17 protein-coding genes are annotated in these 20197 nt (G+C 47.8%); 8 read left to right on the top strand and 9 right to left on the bottom strand.

All coding sequences use genetic code 11. From position 1 onward, the window contains the following. The first annotated feature begins 134 nt into the window (after nucleotides 1-134). The 4 genes from HGH91_RS27160 (at nucleotide 135) to HGH91_RS27175 (ending at nucleotide 5953) form a co-directional block, all read left to right on the top strand. The gene (locus HGH91_RS27160; protein WP_168742299.1) at nucleotides 135-2732 is read left to right on the top strand and encodes a c-type cytochrome; all 2598 of its coding nucleotides are present in this window, start codon (nucleotides 135-137) and stop codon (nucleotides 2730-2732) included. Between the two features lie 154 nt (nucleotides 2733-2886). Next, complete coding sequence (locus HGH91_RS27165) at nucleotides 2887-3903, top strand: phosphotransferase enzyme family protein (protein WP_168742300.1); 1017 nt, start codon at nucleotides 2887-2889, stop codon at nucleotides 3901-3903. An 81-nt stretch (nucleotides 3904-3984) separates the two neighbouring features. Beyond that, nucleotides 3985-4905 carry a GIY-YIG nuclease family protein gene (locus tag HGH91_RS27170; RefSeq protein WP_168742301.1) on the top strand — a complete coding sequence of 307 codons (921 nt, stop codon included), beginning with the start codon at nucleotides 3985-3987 and terminating at the stop codon, nucleotides 4903-4905. A gap of 169 nt (nucleotides 4906-5074) precedes the next feature. Then, nucleotides 5075-5953 (top strand): DMT family transporter, encoded by an 879-nt coding sequence (locus HGH91_RS27175; RefSeq protein ID WP_168742303.1) that lies wholly within the window; start codon nucleotides 5075-5077, stop codon nucleotides 5951-5953. 3 nt (nucleotides 5954-5956) lie between these two features. Here the strand turns inward: HGH91_RS27175 and HGH91_RS27180 are convergent, their stop codons facing one another. The 4 genes from HGH91_RS27180 to HGH91_RS27195 form a co-directional block, all read right to left on the bottom strand. After that, the gene (locus HGH91_RS27180; protein ID WP_168742305.1) at nucleotides 5957-6445 is read right to left on the bottom strand and encodes a low affinity iron permease family protein; all 489 of its coding nucleotides are present in this window, start codon (nucleotides 6443-6445) and stop codon (nucleotides 5957-5959) included. A gap of 133 nt (nucleotides 6446-6578) precedes the next feature. Continuing rightward, complete coding sequence (locus HGH91_RS27185) at nucleotides 6579-6797, bottom strand: hypothetical protein (RefSeq protein ID WP_168742307.1); 219 nt, start codon at nucleotides 6795-6797, stop codon at nucleotides 6579-6581. Nucleotides 6798-6888: 91 nt separating this feature from the next. Continuing rightward, nucleotides 6889-7731, bottom strand: coding sequence for an RNA polymerase sigma factor (locus HGH91_RS27190; RefSeq protein ID WP_168742308.1), 843 nt, complete (start codon nucleotides 7729-7731; stop codon nucleotides 6889-6891). A 62-nt stretch (nucleotides 7732-7793) separates the two neighbouring features. Beyond that, complete coding sequence (locus tag HGH91_RS27195; protein ID WP_168742310.1) at nucleotides 7794-8597, bottom strand: SDR family NAD(P)-dependent oxidoreductase; 804 nt, start codon at nucleotides 8595-8597, stop codon at nucleotides 7794-7796. A 183-nt stretch (nucleotides 8598-8780) separates the two neighbouring features. Here HGH91_RS27195 and HGH91_RS27200 point away from each other — a divergent pair, with 183 nt between their 5' ends. From HGH91_RS27200 to HGH91_RS27215, 4 genes are all read left to right on the top strand, one after another. Then, nucleotides 8781-9335 carry an RNA polymerase sigma factor gene (locus HGH91_RS27200; RefSeq protein ID WP_168742312.1) on the top strand — a complete coding sequence of 185 codons (555 nt, stop codon included), beginning with the start codon at nucleotides 8781-8783 and terminating at the stop codon, nucleotides 9333-9335. A 150-nt stretch (nucleotides 9336-9485) separates the two neighbouring features. After that, entirely contained in the window at nucleotides 9486-9692 is a 207-nt protein-coding gene (locus tag HGH91_RS27205) for a hypothetical protein (RefSeq protein WP_168742314.1), read from the top strand. Between the two features lie 87 nt (nucleotides 9693-9779). Continuing rightward, the gene (locus HGH91_RS27210; RefSeq protein WP_168742316.1) at nucleotides 9780-10667 is read left to right on the top strand and encodes an NAD(P)-dependent oxidoreductase; all 888 of its coding nucleotides are present in this window, start codon (nucleotides 9780-9782) and stop codon (nucleotides 10665-10667) included. A 61-nt stretch (nucleotides 10668-10728) separates the two neighbouring features. Next, entirely contained in the window at nucleotides 10729-12390 is a 1662-nt protein-coding gene (locus HGH91_RS27215) for an ArnT family glycosyltransferase (protein ID WP_168742318.1), read from the top strand. Nucleotides 12391-12463: 73 nt separating this feature from the next. Here the strand turns inward: HGH91_RS27215 and HGH91_RS27220 are convergent, their stop codons facing one another. From HGH91_RS27220 to HGH91_RS27240, 5 genes are all read right to left on the bottom strand, one after another. Then, nucleotides 12464-13330: a 2OG-Fe(II) oxygenase gene (locus HGH91_RS27220; RefSeq protein WP_317166860.1), complete on the bottom strand. Its 867-nt coding sequence runs from the start codon at nucleotides 13328-13330 to the stop codon at nucleotides 12464-12466. 208 nt (nucleotides 13331-13538) lie between these two features. Beyond that, nucleotides 13539-15812, bottom strand: coding sequence for a hypothetical protein (locus HGH91_RS27225; protein ID WP_211092449.1), 2274 nt, complete (start codon nucleotides 15810-15812; stop codon nucleotides 13539-13541). A gap of 134 nt (nucleotides 15813-15946) precedes the next feature. Then, complete coding sequence (locus HGH91_RS27230; protein ID WP_168742320.1) at nucleotides 15947-17020, bottom strand: DUF4998 domain-containing protein; 1074 nt, start codon at nucleotides 17018-17020, stop codon at nucleotides 15947-15949. 30 nt (nucleotides 17021-17050) lie between these two features. Further along, a complete protein-coding gene (locus HGH91_RS27235) occupies nucleotides 17051-18259 on the bottom strand; it encodes a DUF4959 domain-containing protein (protein WP_168742322.1) in 1209 nt (402 codons plus the stop codon). 30 nt (nucleotides 18260-18289) lie between these two features. Continuing rightward, on the bottom strand, nucleotides 18290-20182 hold the full coding sequence (locus HGH91_RS27240; RefSeq protein ID WP_168742324.1) for a RagB/SusD family nutrient uptake outer membrane protein: 1893 nt from the start codon (nucleotides 20180-20182) through the stop codon (nucleotides 18290-18292). Nucleotides 20183-20197 lie beyond the last annotated feature (15 nt).

Consider the following 20197-nt stretch of genomic DNA (forward strand, 5'->3'; position numbering starts at 1 on the left):
AACGCTTTCTCCATTAACCCACCTATTACTCCTTCTGTCAAGAATATTCCAATATGGAAATTTATTTTTTATATCTTGACCGGCTATCCAAGCACTTAGTTATAGTAATAGTATCTAAAACACGCAGTAATTCAATGATTAAATTCCCACACACGCTGATTTGTTCTCTTACAGCGCTTAGTTTATTGAAGCCGTTTTCGGGGTATTCTCAGACCGCCCCTCCTGAATTAACCATCACCCGTTTTTCTGGTCCTTCCATTACACCCAGCCCTGCCTGCCTGGCGGTAGCGCCTACCGGGGAAGTATATGTAGGGGTAGACATGATGGGTTCACTGGGAAAAGATCCGGGGAAAGGCCGGATACTTAAGCTGGTGGACACGGACAATGACGGAAAAATGGATCAGCATACCGAATTTGCCATGGTAGACAACCCTCGCGGGATCATCGTCATGGGCAACCAGGTATTTGTATTACACACTACCTTTTCCAGCGAAACAGGCAAAGCTACCGGCATGGCCCTCGTGGTTTTTGAAGATAAAGATGGCGATGGAAAGGCCGATGGCCCTCCCAAGCCACTGATTGAACATCTGAGCAACACCAAATATATCCAGGAGCGCGGAACAGACCACGCTACCAATGGTATCCGCATGGGTATTGACGGCTGGATCTATATCGCGGTAGGCGACTTTGGCTTCCATGACGCTACCGACCGTTCCGGCAAAAAGCTGACCATGCTGGGAGGAGGTATCATAAGGGTACGTCCTGATGGTACCGAAATGGAGGTATTTACCCACGGCACCCGCAATGTATATGATGTAGCCATTGACCCGTACATGAATGTGTTTACGAGAGAAAACACCAATGATGGCGGAGGATGGAATGTACGGTTCTCCCACCATATCCAATCCGGCGAATTCGGTTACCCGGTATTATTCCAGCATTTTACAGACGAAATATTGCCTGCACTGGCCGACCTCGGCGGCGGCTCCGGTACCGGCGCCCTGTTTATGTCGGAACCCAACTGGCCGGAGAAATATAACAATGTTCCCATGATGGCCGATTGGGGAAGAAGCATGCTTTACATTCACCGGGTAAAGCCTGATGGCGCTACCTTTACACAAAAAGAAGAAGACTTTATCGCCCTGCCACAAATCACCGACCTGGATGTGGACGGATCAGGCAGACTTTACCTCTCCGCATGGGATGGCGCCGGTTATTCCGGTAGCGATAACATCGGCTTCGTGGTACGGGCTGTACCGAATAACTGGACCTATAAAGCATTTCCAGACCTCGCCAAGGCTTCCGTAGAAGAACTGGTGAACCTGCTGAAATCACCCAGCGCGGTAGCCCGGTTAAACGCCTCCCAGGAACTGCTCCAACGGGGCGACCAGCAAGGACTGGCAGCTACGCTGAGGATCGCATCAGATGCACAGCAGCCGTTATATGCCCGCGTAGCCGGTCTCTACACCTACGCCCAAGGCGCTGGCAAAAATGGTATCCCGGCTTTATTGGAGCTGACCAAAGATCCTTCCGTGAAAGAACACGCATTACGTGCCCTGGCAGATCGTAAAGGCCTCCTGGCCGATGTGCCGGAGCAACCTTTCCTGGATGCGCTGCAAGATCCGTCGCCCCGTGTTCATGCTGCCGCCATCGTAGGATTAGGCCGTTTAGACCGCATGGAAGCCGCCACCGCTTTGTTGCAAACCAAAGTCCCTGCTTCGTTCGTGGCGCCTGCTACTGATAAGGAAGGCCCCCACGCCACGCCCAATGCGGCGATCGTGCTGCCACACCTCGCCGTACGTGCTCTTGTAGCGCTTAATGCAGTAGATGCTACCGTATCAGCCATCAACGGCCCCAATGCCACGCTGGCATTATGGGCATTGCGCTATATACACGATGAAAAGGCAGTGAATGGCTTGATTGCTGCTTACAAACAGTCGAAAGACGAAAAGCTGAAAAAGCAGATCCTGACGACCCTCGCACGCCTGTACAAAAAAGAGGACACCTATGATGCATCCTGGTGGTGGGGAACCCGGCCAGATTCACATGGTCCTTACTACAAAGCGGTACTATGGGAAGGATCACCCGTGATCGAAAAGTTCATGAAGAAAGAAGCAGCCAATCCGGCCCGCTTGGCACTTTTCAGAGACCTCGACGCACGTCACAGGATGGAGATCGCTGCATTTGCTCCGCTGAAAAAAGCGGAACCTGTTGCGGCAAAAGAGCCTAAAGTAGACCTGGAGAAAATAAAAAGCAAGAAAGGACAAGTAGGTAAGTCTTCTATTGAAGATGTGCTGCTGGCGGTTAAACAATTAAAAGGAGATCCTGCCAAGGGCAAAATATTGTTTACCAACCAGGGCTGTGTAGCCTGTCATAGTCTCAGCAGAAGCGAGAAAATGAAAGGACCATTCATGGGCCAGATCGGCTCTATCATGAACCGCGAACGGATTGCTGAGTCTATCCTGAAACCGAATGCTTCTATTTCTCAGGGTTTTGCCACCTATACTATTACCGCCAAGGGGAATAAAACCTATGTAGGATTTATTACCGAAGAAACGGCCAATAAAGTAGTGATGAGAGATATTACCGGTGAAGTATATACGGTGAATGCGGCAGATATCCTGAGCCGTAAGGAAATGAAAACATCCATGATGCCAACGGGTCTCGCTAACGCTTTGTCGTACGAGGAGTTTGCATCGCTGGTGAGCTTCCTGGAAAAACAAAAGAAATAACGCGGGATATTTTCTTATAGAAAAATTCCAACTAGATAAAAAGACCTTACAATGCTCCATTGTAAGGTCTTTTTAGTTGTAAAACAGATCTGTGATCTGATAATTGGTGGCTGACAGTTGCATATATGTCCCATATCAGCGTATCTTCATTTCTATGAAACCTATATTCCCCGCCACTTATTCAACCCTTTGCCCCCTCGCATTATCTTCACTCCTCTCAGAAAAATATGAAATAGGCAGGGTTCAATGTAAGCTCCTGGTGCGGGGCGTAGGCGACACTTACCTGGTAGCATCATCTCAAAACCGTTTTATATTGCGGGTGTATCGTACTTCCCATCGAAGTTTGCCCCAGATAAGGGAAGAGGTGGCGTTATTACTGGCGTTGAAAGAAGCCCATGTAGCTGTATCGTATCCCATTTCCGATATTTCCGGGCAGGCTATTCTTAAGCTGGAAGCGGCGGAAGGAGAAAGATATGCTGTGCTTTTCAGCTATGCTCCAGGTCAGGCTGCCAGGCAATTGAATGAAAACCAGCTCCGCAACCTCGGTCATGAAATGGCCCGCTTTCATAATGTATCTGCTAACATCAGGTTGGGAGGGGAAAGATGGGATTTTAACCTGGAAACAACCATTTTTAAGCCTTTAGCCATGCTGAAGTCCGCCTTTGCAGAAGATGCCGAAGGATATGCCTGGCTACTGGAAAAGGCTGACGGTATAGCAGAAAAGTTATCACCTGTTCACACAGCAGAATTTTCCAGGGGCTATTGTCATTTTGACTTCCTTCCCAAAAACTTTCACTTCGAAAATGATGCGGTTACCTTTTTTGACTTTGATTTTATGGGTTATGGCTGGTTGGTGAATGATATAATGACCTTCTGGCAACACCTTGCCCTGGATGTATATACGGGAAGAATGACGCAAACAGCCGCTAATGATGCCTATCACATTTTCCTGGATGGATATCGTAAATATCGTTCAATCAGTAAACAGGAACTGGCGGCGGTACCTTACCTTTCTCCTGGGTTCTGGCTTTTCTATATGGGATTTCATACTACCCATGATCAATTCTATGCTTTTACCCAGCCTGCACAGGTAAAATCATATGTGGGATTTTTAAGGCATCTTGTAACCACTTACTGGGATAAGGAAGGTGATTTACAGCACTTCGTTTAAACCTACATCCGCCCAAAACCGCCCATCTCTCCAATATTTCGTATATTAAATCCATTATTCGGTTACCTAAAGCCAGAGATGATGTCGCAGTATTCTTTCGGATTTGTTTATGTGCTCACCAATAAAATAATGCCCGGAATAGTCAAAATTGGTATGACAGCAGCGCCTGAAGAAGAAAAGCCCATGGGCCTTTTCACCACTGGTTTGCCTGATGCCTTTGAGGTAGTTTTCAGGGCCATTACCTCCCACCCTGCCGAGTTAGAAAAACGGGTACATGACCAGCTCAAAGAAAAACGATACCGTCCTAACCGTGAGTTTTTTGAGGTAACGCCGGAACTGGCAGCCACCACTATTCTACAGGCGCGCCAGGAAACCGACGGCATCAAAGCGTGGGCAAAGAAATCGCAGTTATACCTGCAGGATGGCGATCGCCTGCTGTTATCCATGCGGACTGGCCAGGTACTTTTCGTAAGCGCCTACCCGTCGGTGATCGCCCCCGAAGCAGAAATGATTGATCTCTGGCAGGTGCATACCGATGGAGATACGCTGGAACTTTATTTTACCGACGATCCCGCATACCTTCCTAACGATGAGCCCCACTCCCCGGAGACCGGGACTCATACCGCCGACAACGACATCATCATTTATAAAGAACGCCTGGTGCCCGGTGATCGCCTGCTCTGGATGGATGATACGGAGCCCCGCTTTATCAGCGCGCTTTTCGAATCGAAATGTCATTGCCAACTCATTGCACGTACCCGCGACCCAAAGTTCACCGCGGAAGGATACCCCAAACTGATCAATGTAGATACCAGCTGGACAGCCTCCTCCCAGGTATCTGCAGCGAAACAATATGTTTGCTCACTCCCCCGCCCCAGAACCTGGGCAGCCCGTCATCCGGGCGTGGCTAAGGGCTGGACTGACGGCGCCTGGAAAAATGCGCCGCCGGCGAACTGGCTGCAGCAACTTAATCAAAAGCCTGTCAACCGGAACACCCAATAACGACGCCGTTTAAAATCGGTCTATTCATTTTATTTAAATTGTCTTAGGAACATTCCGTTTTCAAAGGTAATTTTGTGCCCCTACTAAACTGATAAGTCAGTTAGCCCTTAAAATAGTAACCGGGAATAATATCGTTCAATTACAACAAACATATGGAGCATAGGTATTAATGGAAAAGAAGTATATATTTTTAGTCCTGCTGATTATCGGCACCGCATTTTGGGGCATCTCATTCCCTGTTACCAAAATGGCCACGGACGCCGTTTCCCCCTCTACTTTCTTATTTTATCGGTTTTTGGCGGCGACTGTTGTCCTGGCGGCGGTCCTGTCCAAGCAATTAAAGCGGATCGATAGGCCGGCCCTTGTCGCCGGCATGGCACTGGCTATCCCGCTCACCTTTGGCATCCATTTCCAGACGCTGGGCATCAAGTACACGCCCGCCTCTCAATGTGCATTTGTTGCCGGCATATGCGTAGTCATGATCCCTGTTATAAAGCAGGTGGTGTATAAAACGCAGGTGGGCCTGAAAATCTGGGCGGCCGCTGTTACTGCCCTGGTGGGCCTCTTCATCATTTCTGTGAGGGGTAATCTTGTTATTGGCCGGGGAGATGTATATACGATTATTGGCTCCATTGGCTTTGCCATATATCTCATCCAGGTAGAACGTTACAGCGCTGCACGCGACATCTTACCTACCATTGTTCCCATGTTTGCCACCTGCGCTTTGATCATGTTCTGCATAGCCGTAAGCGATCAAACCGCCAACTGGTTACCCGTGAATCAGGGCTTCTGGATGGGTATCGGCTACTGCGCGCTCTTCTCTACGGCGTATATGTATACGATCTCCAATCTTTCCCAACGTTATATTTCCGCAGAAAAAGTGGCTATCATCTACTTATTTGAGCCCATTTTTGCGGCCATTGCTGCCATTCTTATGTTGGGAGAACAGCTTTCCTGGCAGCTGTTGGTGGGAGGTACACTTATTTTTGCCGGCACGCTGATTTCAGAAGCTAACTTCAAGCGTAGCGTTACTAAACTGCAGGAGTAAGCGTTATTGTTTTCTCCTCCTCTTGGTGAGAATTTCCTCATGTTTTTTCAGGGCATCTGATATGGCCTCTTCTATAGAATGGGATTCCTTTATATTCATCTTCGAACTGGTGATCTCCACCATCTTACCATAGTATTTATGTAACACGTTCAGTTCATCCTCTGTCAGGCTTTCCACGTCAATCAACCTGTTACTCGCTAACCTGTTGGCCGCTATCAGCTCATTAAGCTTTAGCTGTATGGATTTAGAATCTTTGTTTTGCGCCTTTTGAATCAGGAATACCATCAGGAAGGTTACAATGGTAGTACTGGTATTTATTACCAATTGCCAGGTATCAGAGAATTTGAAGATGGGGCCTGTTACAGCCCAGATAATGATTACCAAAACTGCTGTTACAAACGCACTGGCACTACCGGTAACAGATACAGCCGCAGCCGCCATGCGTTCAAAGAAACCTGCCTTTTTAGTGAGATTAATGTCTACATTTTTCATATGAAATATTATTAACACAATAATATTTTCAAATGCCATAAAATGTATGCCACACTGAGGCCGTCAATGGAGATCATCATGGACACAAAACGAACAATACACTGTGGAATTCTGTGTACGTCCTGGGGAATAATCAGGTGGCGAGTTGTTTACGTCTGCTTAGCTTCTTCCGGAGCCAATGCCCTTTCCACATCCAAAAACCGCTTAATGCCACTACCGGTAAAAACACCCAGCGCACTGCATTTGCTGCGGGTGGGTTACTGGCTACCGGTCCATAAATGTATCCCAGGATGGGGATACTCAGGATGATATGTAACCAGCGAATAATCTTACGTTCTACAGATGCTTTCATAAAAAATGCTTGTTACACAAATCTAGTCCCTGTACCGATTGTCTTTTTTGAAAGTAGACATGCCGGGAAAATGTGCCGATAAAATGGGGACTCAACGGCCTTCAAAAAAATCGCTTTTTTCGCCAATGGCTGTTTTCACACAATTCATAATAGATTCGTGCAGATCTGTACCGGCGGCATGCAGTGGGTCGATCGCCTTTACCAACACGGTTCGCAACGCAAATAGCTGTTCCCGGTTATATTTTTTTGATGCCTTCACCAGCTCCAGCTTCATCAATTCTTCCTGCTGATTTTGCTTGGGGTTGAAAATTTCGTTGATATGGCTGCATTGATGGCAGACGCCGTTCTTGTTGACTAACGCACACCTATACTCGAAAATATCGGTCATAATACTCCTGGCATCGTTCAATAAATGCTTTATCACACCTTCTGTTTTTCCAAGGATGTCTGCAATTTCCCTGACAGAAAAATCATACATATCTTTCAGGATCAGCGCCACCTGGTTTTCTATCGCCAAAGTTTTTGAAATACAGGTGAAGCAGAAGTCGATATGCTCCCTCATTTCGTAAGCGCCGGCCGGCGAGGTATCGTGCGCTATCCAGAAAGCCCGTCTCACTTCCTCTGAACCTATGGCCAAGTCTGCTCCCCTATCCTGGGCTTCAGGTTGCCATCTCTTTAATTTCCTCAAATGATCATAAGCCAGGTTGGTGGCTATTTTAAATACCCAGGTTTTTAACGAGGACTCCTGCTGAAAAGTAGCGATCCTGGAAAATGCTTTAATAAAAGTGTCGTGCGTAAGATCGTCCACATCATTACGATCGGTGAGCAGGCGGTACAGGTACGATTTCAGCTGGTTTTGAAACGTGGCAAACAAGGTTTGAAATGCATGAATATCACCGGCCATGGCCGACGCTAAGACATCTTCGTTTTCCATTCTCGTAATTTTTTGCAATAATAGGGTTGCAGCCCCCGGCGGAGACTGCAACCACTAATGTACTATAATATGTTTAGCTTCCCGCAGTCTACATCCACGATATGACTGTTAAAAACCACGCCTGATGCGGAAGCCAGGAAGGCGGCCGTTTCGCCTACGTTTTGCAGGGTGGGGCCTACCTTTAAGATATCGAAAACGCGGTACTGTGCCTCCAGCTGCTCCACTGGTATACGGAGATTTTCTGCCGCCGCTTCAATCCATCCGGAAATGCGCTTCGTTTCCATAATGGCGCCGGGGCAAATACAAATCACCTTAATGCCTGCTCCTCCCCATTCGGCCGCCATTCCCCGCGTTAGCCCTTCCATGGCTGCGCTGGCTGCCGTAATGCCGGCCATATTAGGAAGCTTAGACCTGGATAAGGCAGAAGTCAATAATAAGATGGTACCCTCAGACCGGGTTTCCATCATGTACCTGGCTGCTACCCTTGAAGTGAGGAACTGCGAGCCACAGATCTTTTCCATGGGCGCCATAAATTGCTGGAAAGTGGCCAGGGTGGTGAGCGGACGACCGCCCATCTCACTATACTCAGCCGCAATACCATTAAATACCACATCCAGTTTGCCGTTGTCTGCCACCACCTGCTTTAAAAAATTGTCTATCTCCGTTTCATTCAGTGCGTCCACCCTGGCAGCTTCTGCATGTCCGCCACTGGCGTTAATGTCCCGGGCCAACGCTTTTACCGCATCCAGGTTGCGGGCAGTAACATATACCCTGGCCTCATGTGCTGAAAATGACCGCGCCACCGCTCCTGCAATCTCACCGGATGCCGCAAATACTACGGCTACTTTGTCTTTTAGATTTTTCATATTGCTTGTTTTCTCTATTGACGAATAAGCGCGGTAAAACGATCGTTTTTTTGTAAAAAAATTGCAACTGATTGATTATGAGATACCAACAATCAACCAGAGCATATAATTAAAATAATTTTACTTTTATTGGGTGATAAACCACCGCTCCTGGTATATAGTAGTGACTAAATTCGCCCTTGCATGCAAACAGTACCCGACGATACCCTGCTTAGCCGGCTCAAAGGCGACGACAACGCCGCTTTCGGGGTATTGTATGAACACTGCTTTCCTGGCATAACCGCCTATATTATCAACAACTGCGGGAAACCCGAAGACGCGGAAGATATCTTCCAGGAATCCCTTATCGTATTGCGTCATAAAATAAGACAACCCGGTTTCCTGCTTACCGCCACCATTAAAACATATCTCTTTTCCATTGCCCGGAACCTCTGGCTGAAACGCCTGCGGGATAATAAGCTATTGCCGGTAGCAGACATATCCATCTATCATTGGGAAACAACTTCCTTTTCCTCCACACTGCATCCCGAAAAGAGTAAAGACGAAAAAGTACAATCCTGGATATCCAGGATCACCGGGCATTGCCAACGTATCTTACGCGCCATTTTCTTTTACCGGGAACCGATGGAAGTATTGATGAAAAAAATGGGTTGGAAAAACAAGCATACCGCCGCCAATCAACAATACAAATGCATTCAGCAGGTGAAGAAAATAAAACAGCAGGAAGAAGGCAGATAATTTTTGGGTGATAATTATCGTAACCCGGTATTAATAGATAAATCACCTTTAAAACTGTTTATCATGACTGCAAAAACAAAGATCATTCTCTGTATCACCTCCCTACTCCTGACGGGTATCTGTCTTTATCATTTTTTCGGGTAATAAAAAATGAAGAAAATGAAAAGAGATGCCAACATTTGGGGAATCAAAGAATTTGAAGGCGATGGGAAGAGCTGTCCGGTTATCCCTGCGCACCTGCCCTGGTATAAAAAAATCGCCTTAACCTTTTTCCGTTTCGGCGTATGTCCGCTTTGTATTACGATGAGTGTGGGTTATAGTATCCGCCGGGTTTTCCGGCGGATGACATCCGATTAAACGCTGCACAGAGACATTTCCAAACCGCCTGCAATTACTCCTGCTATTTTACCCTATTTTTAGCCCCGCAATAAACTAGCTAAACCGATGGAAACAATAGCCGTTTTAGGACTTGGCAGAATGGGGCGAGGAATCGCTTCATGCCTGCTGAAGGCAGGATACCACGTAATTGTATGGAACCGGAGTGCCGACAAAGCCACTCCGCTATTGCAGGCCGGCGCCATTTGGGCAGAAAGCCCTGCTGCAGCCGCCAGTGAGGCTGCTGTGGTAATTGCCATGGTAGCGGATGATCAGGCATCGGAAGCAGTGTGGCTACATACTGGTGGCGCCTTAGCTCACATGCGCAGCGGCTCGTTCCTGGTGGAATGTTCTACGTTATCAGCCAAATATGTACGGCAGCTGGCAGCTACTGCTGAAGCACGTGGCGTGCATTATATAGATTGCCCGGTTACCGGGCTTCCTGAGGCGGCTGCAGCCGGCCAACTGACCCTGCTGGTGGGCGCGGCGCCGGAAACGCTGGAACAGGTAAGGCCGGTGTTGACCTCCTTCTCCAGGGTGATCAGGCATTTTGGCCCGGTAGGTACCGGCACCGATTATAAATTGTTGATTAACCTGATGGGCGCCGTTCAGATTGCGGCCCTGGCCGAAGGCATTGCCCTTGCAGAGCAACTGGGCCTGGATAAAAGCACCGTGATGACTGCGCTGGAACACAGCGCGGCTGCTAGTCCCCAGGTAGTGAGGTATATTCACCGTATGGCCAACCGCGACTATATGGACGATCCCAACTTCACGTTAAGTCTGCGGCTTAAAGATGCGACCTATGGGGTGGCCCTGGCCAATAGTGCCGGCAGCCCGGCGCCGCTGGGAGAAGCAGCTACCGCCTGGTTTGCCCGGGCCTGCGAGCAGGACCCACAGAAAGGCCATACCGACGAAGCAGCCGTGGTAGACGCCGTGGTGGCGCACCGAAGTGCCTGATTTGCAAATGATAGTATATCAACATATATTTGTTCAATACAATCATTTACATACAGTACATATGCGTACACCCAAACTAATCACTATTCTTTTATTGGCATTGATTGCTGCGCTTTTTTTCATCCCTTTCCTGGGGCGGGTGCATCTGTTTGACTGGGATGAAATCAACTTCGCAGAATGTTCGAGAGAAATGCTGAAGCTGGACGATTACACCAGGATCTATGTCAATTTCAAACCGTTCTGGGAAAAACCGCCCATGTTCTTCTGGATGCAAAGCCTGTCCATGAAAATATTCGGGATCAATGAATTTGCAGCGCGCTTTCCCAATGCTATCTGCGGCATCGTGACACTGATCACGCTTTTCATTTGTGGTACCCGGTTGTACGATAGAAAATTTGGTATTCTCTGGGCGCTGGCCTTTGGCGGCTCCCTTTTCCCGAATATGTATTTCAAATCAGGTATCATTGATCCCTGGTTTAACCTGTTTACCTTCCTGGCGCTCTACTACTTTATATTGTACCACTGGAAACGAAACGGATTTGATAAGGAAGGCGTCAATAAAAAACCAGTATTTTATGCGATCTGGTCTGGCATTTTTATGGGCCTCGCCATCCTGACCAAAGGACAGGTGGCCCTGATGGTGTTCCTGATGGTGTTGGGCGTATATTTCTTTTATAACCGTTTCCGTATCTTCTTTAACTGGGGCCATGCCTTGTTGTTCCTGGTAGCTACTGCGCTGGTTACCCTCACCTGGTATGGATATGAAACCGCCAAGAACGGGCCCTGGTTTATTACCGAGTTTTTGAAATACCAGTACCGTCTCTTTACCACGCATGACGCAGGACAGGCGGGCTTCTTCGGGTATCACTACGTGGTATTGCTCATTGGCTGTTTCCCCGCTTCCCTGTTTGCCATTCCCGCGTTTTTTAAAGGACGTTACACCAGCCGGTATGACAAAGATTTTAAGATCTGGATGATGCTACTTTTCTGGGTAGTCACCATTTTATTTACGATCGTGCAATCCCGTATTATCCACTACTCCTCGCTGGCCTGGTTCCCGATTACCTTCCTGGCAGCCTATTCCTTTTACAAATGGGATAGAAAGGAAATGGATTATAAAAAATATGTGGGCGTACTCACTACCATCCTGGGCGCTATCATTGCGATAGTACTGTTGGCGGTAACCCTGATCGCCTTAAATATCAGGCGACTGATCCCTTATGTGCACGATACCTTTGCCCAGGCCAATATGGCGGCGGATGTACACTGGAGTGGCTGGGAAGGACTAGTAGGCATTTTAATGGTGGTAACGATTATCGTGGGATTAATACAGCTGCGTAAGCGCGACTTTATCAATGCTGCCACCACCTACTTTGTAGGAACAGGCCTGGTTATTTTCCTGGCGGCTGCGATCATTGTTCCAAAAGTAGAAAAGTATTCACAGGCTGCTGCCATTGAATTTTTTGAGCAAAGACAGGGAGAAGATTGTTATGTAACTACCTTAGGTTATTGGAGCTATGCGCCTTTCTTCTATACTCATAAAGAGAAACCAACGAATCCAAACTCTTATGAGGAAGCCTGGCTGTTGAAAGGAGATATTGATAAACCTGTTTATTTTGTTACCAAGGTAGACCGGGTAGATGATTACAAACAGTATTCTTTAAAAGAACTGTATCGTAAGAACGGATTTGTATTCCTGAAAAGAGAAGTACCGGCTAAATAACCGCCGGTCATACGATAATAGAAAAGGCGTTGAATTTACTTCAACGCCTTTTCTATTGTTATTTTGAACTGGTTTATTTCTTTTTCTTACCGGAAAAGAACCGCAGTATCTTACTCACTACTTTATCGTTTGACCCCAGCATGCCTTTGATTTCCGTATAAACAGCCACCATGGTATTGTCCAGCTTCACCATAAATTTCTTTTTCTCTTCCCCGGGGCGTACCATGTAGTGGGTAGCTCTGCGGAAGGGCTGGGCTTCTTCGGTATAATAATACAAAGCGATAGACCTTCTGTGACGATCTTCCGGGCAGGTAGTAGGTTCCGGGTGTCCATGGTAGGAATCGGCATCTGTATTAAAAATCACGCAGCGATTAAAAACCGGCAGCACTTTCTTTTCGCAGGCCTTCATCTGGGTATCCCACAGTTCCAGTTTTCCGCCCCACTCTTCCACCCAATCCGGGTTGAGATACACGAGCACGTTTACCCGGCGTTGCCAGTGGCGATGGTGCGGGTGCACGGTGAAATCGGCATGGATGTTCAGGTAACCTCCCCGCTTGGACTGATGTATGCCACCTCCTTCCAGGAGATCATCTTTCTTCAGGTCTTTTATACCGGTCAGCTTACTGAGAAACTCCAGGAATTCCGGGGAATTCAGCTCATTGATGGTCCGCTTGATAGCGGTGGGCAACAGATCGAGTTTATTCAACCCGGCTTTGTTTTCATTGTAGTGAACATAGTTGATCCATCCATCTTCCTCATTTAATTTATCAAACTCCTGGGAGCATGTAGTTAATACATCCGGGTTCAGGAAATTTTCTAATACAATATGAGGATAAGGACTGGCCCCCTGGTAATCTTTACTTAATGTAGGGAGCTGACTATTCCAATGATCATAATCGAATAATTGCGTGTTTTCCGCTGTTTCAGTGATAGTTTGCACTTCTTGAGTTTTTAGGCATGACCTTCAAAGGAGCCATAAATATAATGTAAATATTATTTGTTTAGGCAAGGGGGTTGTCAAAATATTTTCTACCCGCGCAAAACAGCCCTGGGCCGGGTTACGCCAGAGGCAATTACCCAGCTCCAGGGCTGTTAGCCCTAAGAGGTCGCTAAAATTATCGGCTATATGGTAGTATGCTTATATTCCATCAATAACCACGCGCTCTCAACAGTCGCGCTAACAGCTGCCGCCCCGAACCATCGCGGTTGGATTGATATAAATTCCAGCTATTGGCATTTATGGCTTCCAGGTGAAACGACTTTGAAGGATCTGCCAGCTCCGTTTTCACCCAGCGGGGAAAGGCATTAGCCGCCCTGGCATCTTCCCAGGTTCTGATCGTCTTAAAAATGGCGTCTTTCTGCGGGCAGCTCTCCACATCTTTCTGGTTCAGGTACAGGCTGTAGGTGGTACCTACACCCACGGAAATAGCCTGTATATGCTCGTATTGGGCCACGGTTGAATGTGCCTTAATTGGGAAGTTGCCGCCCATTCCTACCGGGAAAAAGTTGGCATAAGTAACGTCCCGCAGGTCTTTACCCTGGCTGGTAGTACTTCCCCACTCCCGGGTATCGGCATCGTACAGGTTCTTTCCACCACCTACATTCCAGATACTCTGATAGTGCCAGGAACCTTCCGACAGGGTAGCTCCTGTAAAGCGGATGGAGGGAAGTCCCAGTTTGGCCGCCCGCTCAAACATTCCGCGGAAGAAACGTTTGGTGGAATAATAACCATGCCCGTTGTTAAACAAAAACTCCTGGCCATCAAAATCATAATATCCCAGGCCATTGAGCGCGCAAACATCTGCATAGTGGGCCGCAATTTCATCCTGCAACTGCATATTTGGAATAATACCATCGTAGCCATAGTTTACCGTCACCTGGAGTTTATACACGGTATCGCGTACTTTATGACTGGCGGCCTGGGTATTCCAATAGCCGCGTTTCACGTTCAGCAATCTATAAGGCGCCTTGTCAGACACGCCCAGGTAATGGATTAATTCCTTCCCGATTTTGATCATATTCAAATTGGCGCAATGTCCTTCCCAGCTGGCAATTTCTTCCAGGTATTTAGGATCATCTACCACAATGATGGTATCGGAGGGACTAAGATCCGCCATCAGCAAGCGCCGTTGCTGGTAACACAGGCTATCGCTTGGCACAGGACTGGCATCCAGGGTGCCCGGCGCCAGTGAATTCGTGATCGTTGTTCTGCCTATGGTAATACCGTGCTTTGCGGCCATCTCTGAAAACGTTTTGTGCGACACATTACCGGCGGTTAGATGGATAGGATGTTTCTCAAAATTCTTTCCATCGATATAACCGTTATTACCACGATCCGGCCTTAAAAAACCCTGATCATATAAGCTGATGGTTTTGAAGCCCAGCCTGGATGTATAGGATATAATGCTATCATACAGGTGGCCACTGGTAATAGCATCAGGCACATAAGCAGCCGGGTCTTTTACCCATCTCCCATTAATAGTAGGATAAGGTAAGCGCTCTGCCTTTACGATCTGTTGCACCACATCCAGCAGGGCAGTGCTGTCCGGACTACCCCACAAAGCAATGGAAGAGCCGATATAATCTACACCCGGCAATGGCTGCACCTGTATATGGTTGGGGATATTGGCCGCCATATGTGGGATCAGCGAATAATTTACCTCTCTTTCAAAAGACCGGTCCCGCGACTGGTAAGCAATGGAAATTCTGCCCTTTGCGTCTACACTGGCTGCGTTGCCATACATGATCCGGTAATAAGGTTCCTTGTGGGCATAAAATGCAACGTCACTCACGCCATCGCCTCCCAGGCTAAATACCTGTCCTTCATGCAGGCTATCGGGTAAGGGAAAACGTTTAGCATCGGGTGAATGAATGATATATTGAAACGGGGCTGCATCGGCGATGGTGGCTGCTGTTCCGCCAAGTGTATTGTCGTTTAAAGCCAACATGCCTATGGCGTAGTTCACGGCGCTACTGGTATCCCGGCTTACGCCGATGATTTCGCCCAGCAGGTTGGTAATATTGGTGTGATAGGCGCCCCATTCAATGGCATCAATACCATTCCGCGGTGCAAGGGATTGCAGGGTGAGCTTAAAATATTTTTCCTGCGGGAGAATGGAAACCCTGGCCACTGAGCCGTTGGCGTAACTAAGTAACAAGGTTTTACTGCCCTTGTTGTAGGTAGCTTTTATGGGTTGATAATATGCTTTTTGCTGGGTGCTATAAAGGCTTAACAAGGGAGAAGGGTTGTCGGACGGGCTGAATTCCCTGTTAGGCTTTACCGTGGTATTCTTCATACTGGTAATCCATCCTTTACCATCAATGTGAATTTTAAAATAGGCGGTATTAAAATCACTTTGTGCCATCAGGCTGGAAGTAAGCGTACATGCTGTAACGAGTGCAATAATTTTTTTTATGACCATTGCGTAAAAATAGGAATGAAAACAGGGGAATTGCAGTGTAAAATTATCCAATTCCTATGTTTTATTTGCACATAGTGACTTGATAAAAAGACAGGAGCTGCAAGCAGCAGCTCCTGTCAACAAAGCATCTCCTTTTACTTCATCGAAAAGGTTTCATCAAATGAAGTCCGGTGGGTTGCTCCTGGTTGGTTCATCCAATACTTTACCTGTAAAGTACGGGTGTTGGGGTCAAATTTATTGATGCCCGAAGGGTCCAGCTCGGCGGACCTTCCGTTGGATGAAGGTTGCCCGTATTTATTGACGACGCTGATTACGCGGTAGTTGTTATCCAGGGTAAATACCACGCCAAACGATCCATAGTAGGAACCGTTGCCACCACTCAGAATCTTGTGATACACATCGTTCGTCTGGTCATTGTCAACCAGCTCCAGTTGTGTGGCTCCCGTGGGCCGCAGCGTTACATTCCAGGGATAGGCGCCTGTCAGGGAGGCATTGGTATGATCAATCATCTGGCCCGTGCAGGTATACTTAGCGGCGACGAGGTTTACCGGCAGCGTTAGCGAGGCATAGAACGTATCGATCCCCATGGCAGGAACATAGGCTGTTTTCAACTGAACGGCTCCCAGCAATTTGGCAGCATCCTTCAGGGTATCCTGGAATGCGCTCTGGGAAAGGTATTTCACTGACCCGGCAGGCCCGGAAGCCGCAGCATATCCAACCGTTGTATACTTACAGCTGGTATCTACCGAAGCAAAGTTCAGTATAAAACCCGCCTGGCTGTTGGAGATGGTCATCCGCCTGGCAGGCAGGTTACTTTCATAAGTCTGCCCCAGGCTGCTGCCCGTGATAACGGCCGATCCGGGCGTGGATGGATTCCCCGCTTTATCGTAGGCCACCACCTCAAATGCATACTCGCCTTCCGGGAGGTTAGGCACTATTACCTTTCGTATCAAACTATCTGTGGCCGGTACTTCCAGGCTGCTGCCGCGATTATTCCAATAAATAACAAACCGGGTGATATTGGGGTCTTTCGACCGGGTGAATTGCAGCTCCACCCTTCCCCTGCCGGGATGCGCTTCCAGGTTGGTGGGCACACCAGTATAAAAGATCTCCCCGCCGGCCAGGTAAGGCGCATATTCATGATCCATTTTTGTACATGCACCCAATCCTGTTACCGTCAGCAATAGGGCATACATAATATTCTTCATAATGATTTTTTTAAATGCTACCGGATATGATTACTTATAGTCTCCCATGAACTTGATAGACGCCATTTCCAATCCTTGTCCACCGGAAAAGTTTTGGAGGATCACCAGCCGGAAATAACGCATCGTAACTGCCGGCAGCGGGAAAATAAATTCTGATCCATTATCCACTACTGCGTTGTCGGCGCTGTTGAGCTGTCCATAGGGAAGGCCAGAGGGCTTCACCAGTTCATACACCCCTCCTATCTGCGTCCAGGTGCCATCGAGCGCACCGTTGGGATTGGGGTTCATGCTGCCATATACCTTAAAGAATCGCAGGGTGCCGTTCCTGAATTCTGCGCCACCATTCTGCCGCATCCAGTACCGGAAGCGGCTTAATACTACCGGACGTCCAAAATCTATGGTCACACGGGCAGGTACAGAGTCGTTGGGACCGGTTCCTCCATAAAATGCCCAGTCACCCGCACTATATGAATTGGAGAGTGGTACGCTCAGATCAGAGCCGCAACAGGCCTTCTGATCTCCGGGCAGTAACAACGCCTTCATCTTTGTACGGTCGAGTTCCTGTTCATTCATCGACGTCACCTTGGCCCACACTGTATCGGATACATTTCCCCACCGGTCCCGTACAAAGGCGCCAAACTTCCTTTCCTTTGCGGAAAATCCCCTGACGGAAAAATTACCGGAGGTATCCTTGGTATAGTTGGTGTAAATATATTCTGGTTTTCCAATCGTATCTACCAATGTCACCACCCCGATATCGGCGCCGGTAACATTCCTGAACTGGATATTTGCGCCCCCGAAATCAGCTACAATCTGTAAAGAGGATTTAACCGTGAGGTAAGGAGGCGTTTGTGGGTGTACGATCACGTCTACAGGGTCTGACTTTACTTCACTGCGACTAACGGCACGCAAGGTCACCTTATACTCTCCCGCTTTTTCAAATCCCAGTACCGTTAGTGTATCCGTATAATAGGAAGCCTTTACCTGTTGCTGTGCCTTTTGATTAATCATATAATCGGCCTGTACATACAATATTTCCGGATCAGCGGGGATGTTGTACGTGATGAGGGCGCCGCCGGGGAAATTATTCACCTGTACATTTGTTACCACAGGAGGTTTCTTATCGCTCTTGTAGATGGGTTCCAGGTTGGTACCGGTTTGTTTCTGGCAGGAATAAAGACCTACGGCAACGATCACCGCGGTTACTGCCGTTATATAGAGGAATAATTGTTTCTTCATTTCTTTTTAGTTTAATGGATCCCAGATAGACTACCACAGGGGGTTTTGAACAAGATTAGGATTTACATACAGGTTATACTCCTTGATAGGCGCCAGGAAATCCCTATAGGTATTATGCGGCTGGTAAATGGATCTTACTTTGTAGAATGCGGCGGGTGTGCTTTGCGTAACATCCCAACCGGTAACAGGTCTGTTCATAAGATCCAGTCGTTTCCAGCGGCGCATATTCCAATAATTCTCTCCTTCAAAAATAAATTCAATCATGGTTTCCTGTTGGATGATACTCCTCAATCCATCGCGGGTAGTAGGCTTAGCTGCATTCCTGGAATGGGCGGCCCATGATTGTACTACGCCATCCAATCCTGCCCGGCCCCGTACGGCATCAATATATTGATACGCTTTCGCCGATGGTCCTTCTGATTCATTGAGCGCTTCCGCGTACATCAGGTAGAGTGCACTTAAACGGATGGCGGGCCAGGTATAGGCATCTGCGGTATAGGACCCTCCATCACCGGATGTTTTCCAGCTAACCAGTTTTTTGGGCCAGTAACCGGTAAAGGAATACCTCGACAATGAATTGGCGGAAGAAGAGCCCCACATGGTATTTATATACAGCAGGTTGTCTTCATTGGGTCGCTGCTTCATAAAATAGGAGGACCCGTCAAACGCCAGGTCGGCATAGTAACGATACTCCCTGTTCACGTTAAAGGAAGAAGTGGTATAATTAGGTTTTAAGATGCTGCGCATCCCAACCGGGATGGTGACTAACTTCGTATAGCGGTTGGCGTAATCCCAGTCAATATCTTCGTCGATGGGTACGCCATTGCCGGTATAGAATATTTCACAGGCATTCATGTTAGCCGCCCATAAGGAATAGGTATAGGAATAAACATCGTTCCGGGGCGCGCACTCCCGTTGTAATTCTGAAGTCGTGGACTGGGGAAAACCCCATATGCATTCCTGGTTCCAGTCGTCCGTAATCGCGCACCGGATATCCATACATTTTTTAGTCGTATCTCCAATATTATTGAGATCAAAAGGTTTCTCAAAATGATATAGCTCGAACCCGGCGCTGTTGGCTGCTGTAATAGCTTCCTGGCAGGCCGCTGCCGCCTTTTGCCACTTCGATACATCCGCGGTGGTATTTACCAGTGCCTGGCCATCTTTATTCTTCAATCCTGCATAGTCTGCATTACCGTTAAAAAGCGGGCTTGCGTTCAATGTCAGTGCATATGCTTTAATAGCGAGGGCAATGGGCGTGGTAATACGTCCCAGCTCTTCCCGCTGGTTAGTGATGGAGGGTGGCAGGTCGGGCACTGCCTCATTCACCAACTGCGCAATATAGTTGGCTACGTCATCAACCGATTCCCGTTTTACCTTCACCGCTTCTACATCGGCTGATACCGGGATGTTCTGTTTCATAATGGGAATGGGGCCATACATCCGCATCATCAGGAAATGGTAATAGGCCTTCAACACTTTCACTTCGGCTACCCATCTTTTTCTTTCCACTTCCGTCATATCAGGCACCTTACCAATATTCTCCAGGAATATGTTACAGGTGCGCATGCCGGCGTACATGGCCACGCCCCCATTGTCGCCATCCCAGTAGTTGGCGATGGGTTTTACGATGTTCTGATAATCGTAGCAGAGCTGCATAATTCCTTCCGGTATACCAGGCGCCTGGGAACCCGGATAGGGTGTAGCAATTTCCCGTGATCCCAGGAAAGTATAATTCTCTGATACACTACCTAACTTAGGCAGGTAGGAATAGCAGGTAAAAAGATACTTTTTGGCAGTGGCGCGCATCTGGAAAGCCTGATCCAGCGTGGCTACATTGTCCGGAATAACATCCAGGAATTTTTTACAGGCACTACCGCAAAGGATGATCATTCCCAGCAGCATTATCTTTATAGTCTTCATACTCATTTTTTTTCT

Source organism: Chitinophaga eiseniae, assembly GCF_012641265.1.
Lineage (GTDB): Bacteria > Bacteroidota > Bacteroidia > Chitinophagales > Chitinophagaceae > Chitinophaga > Chitinophaga eiseniae_A.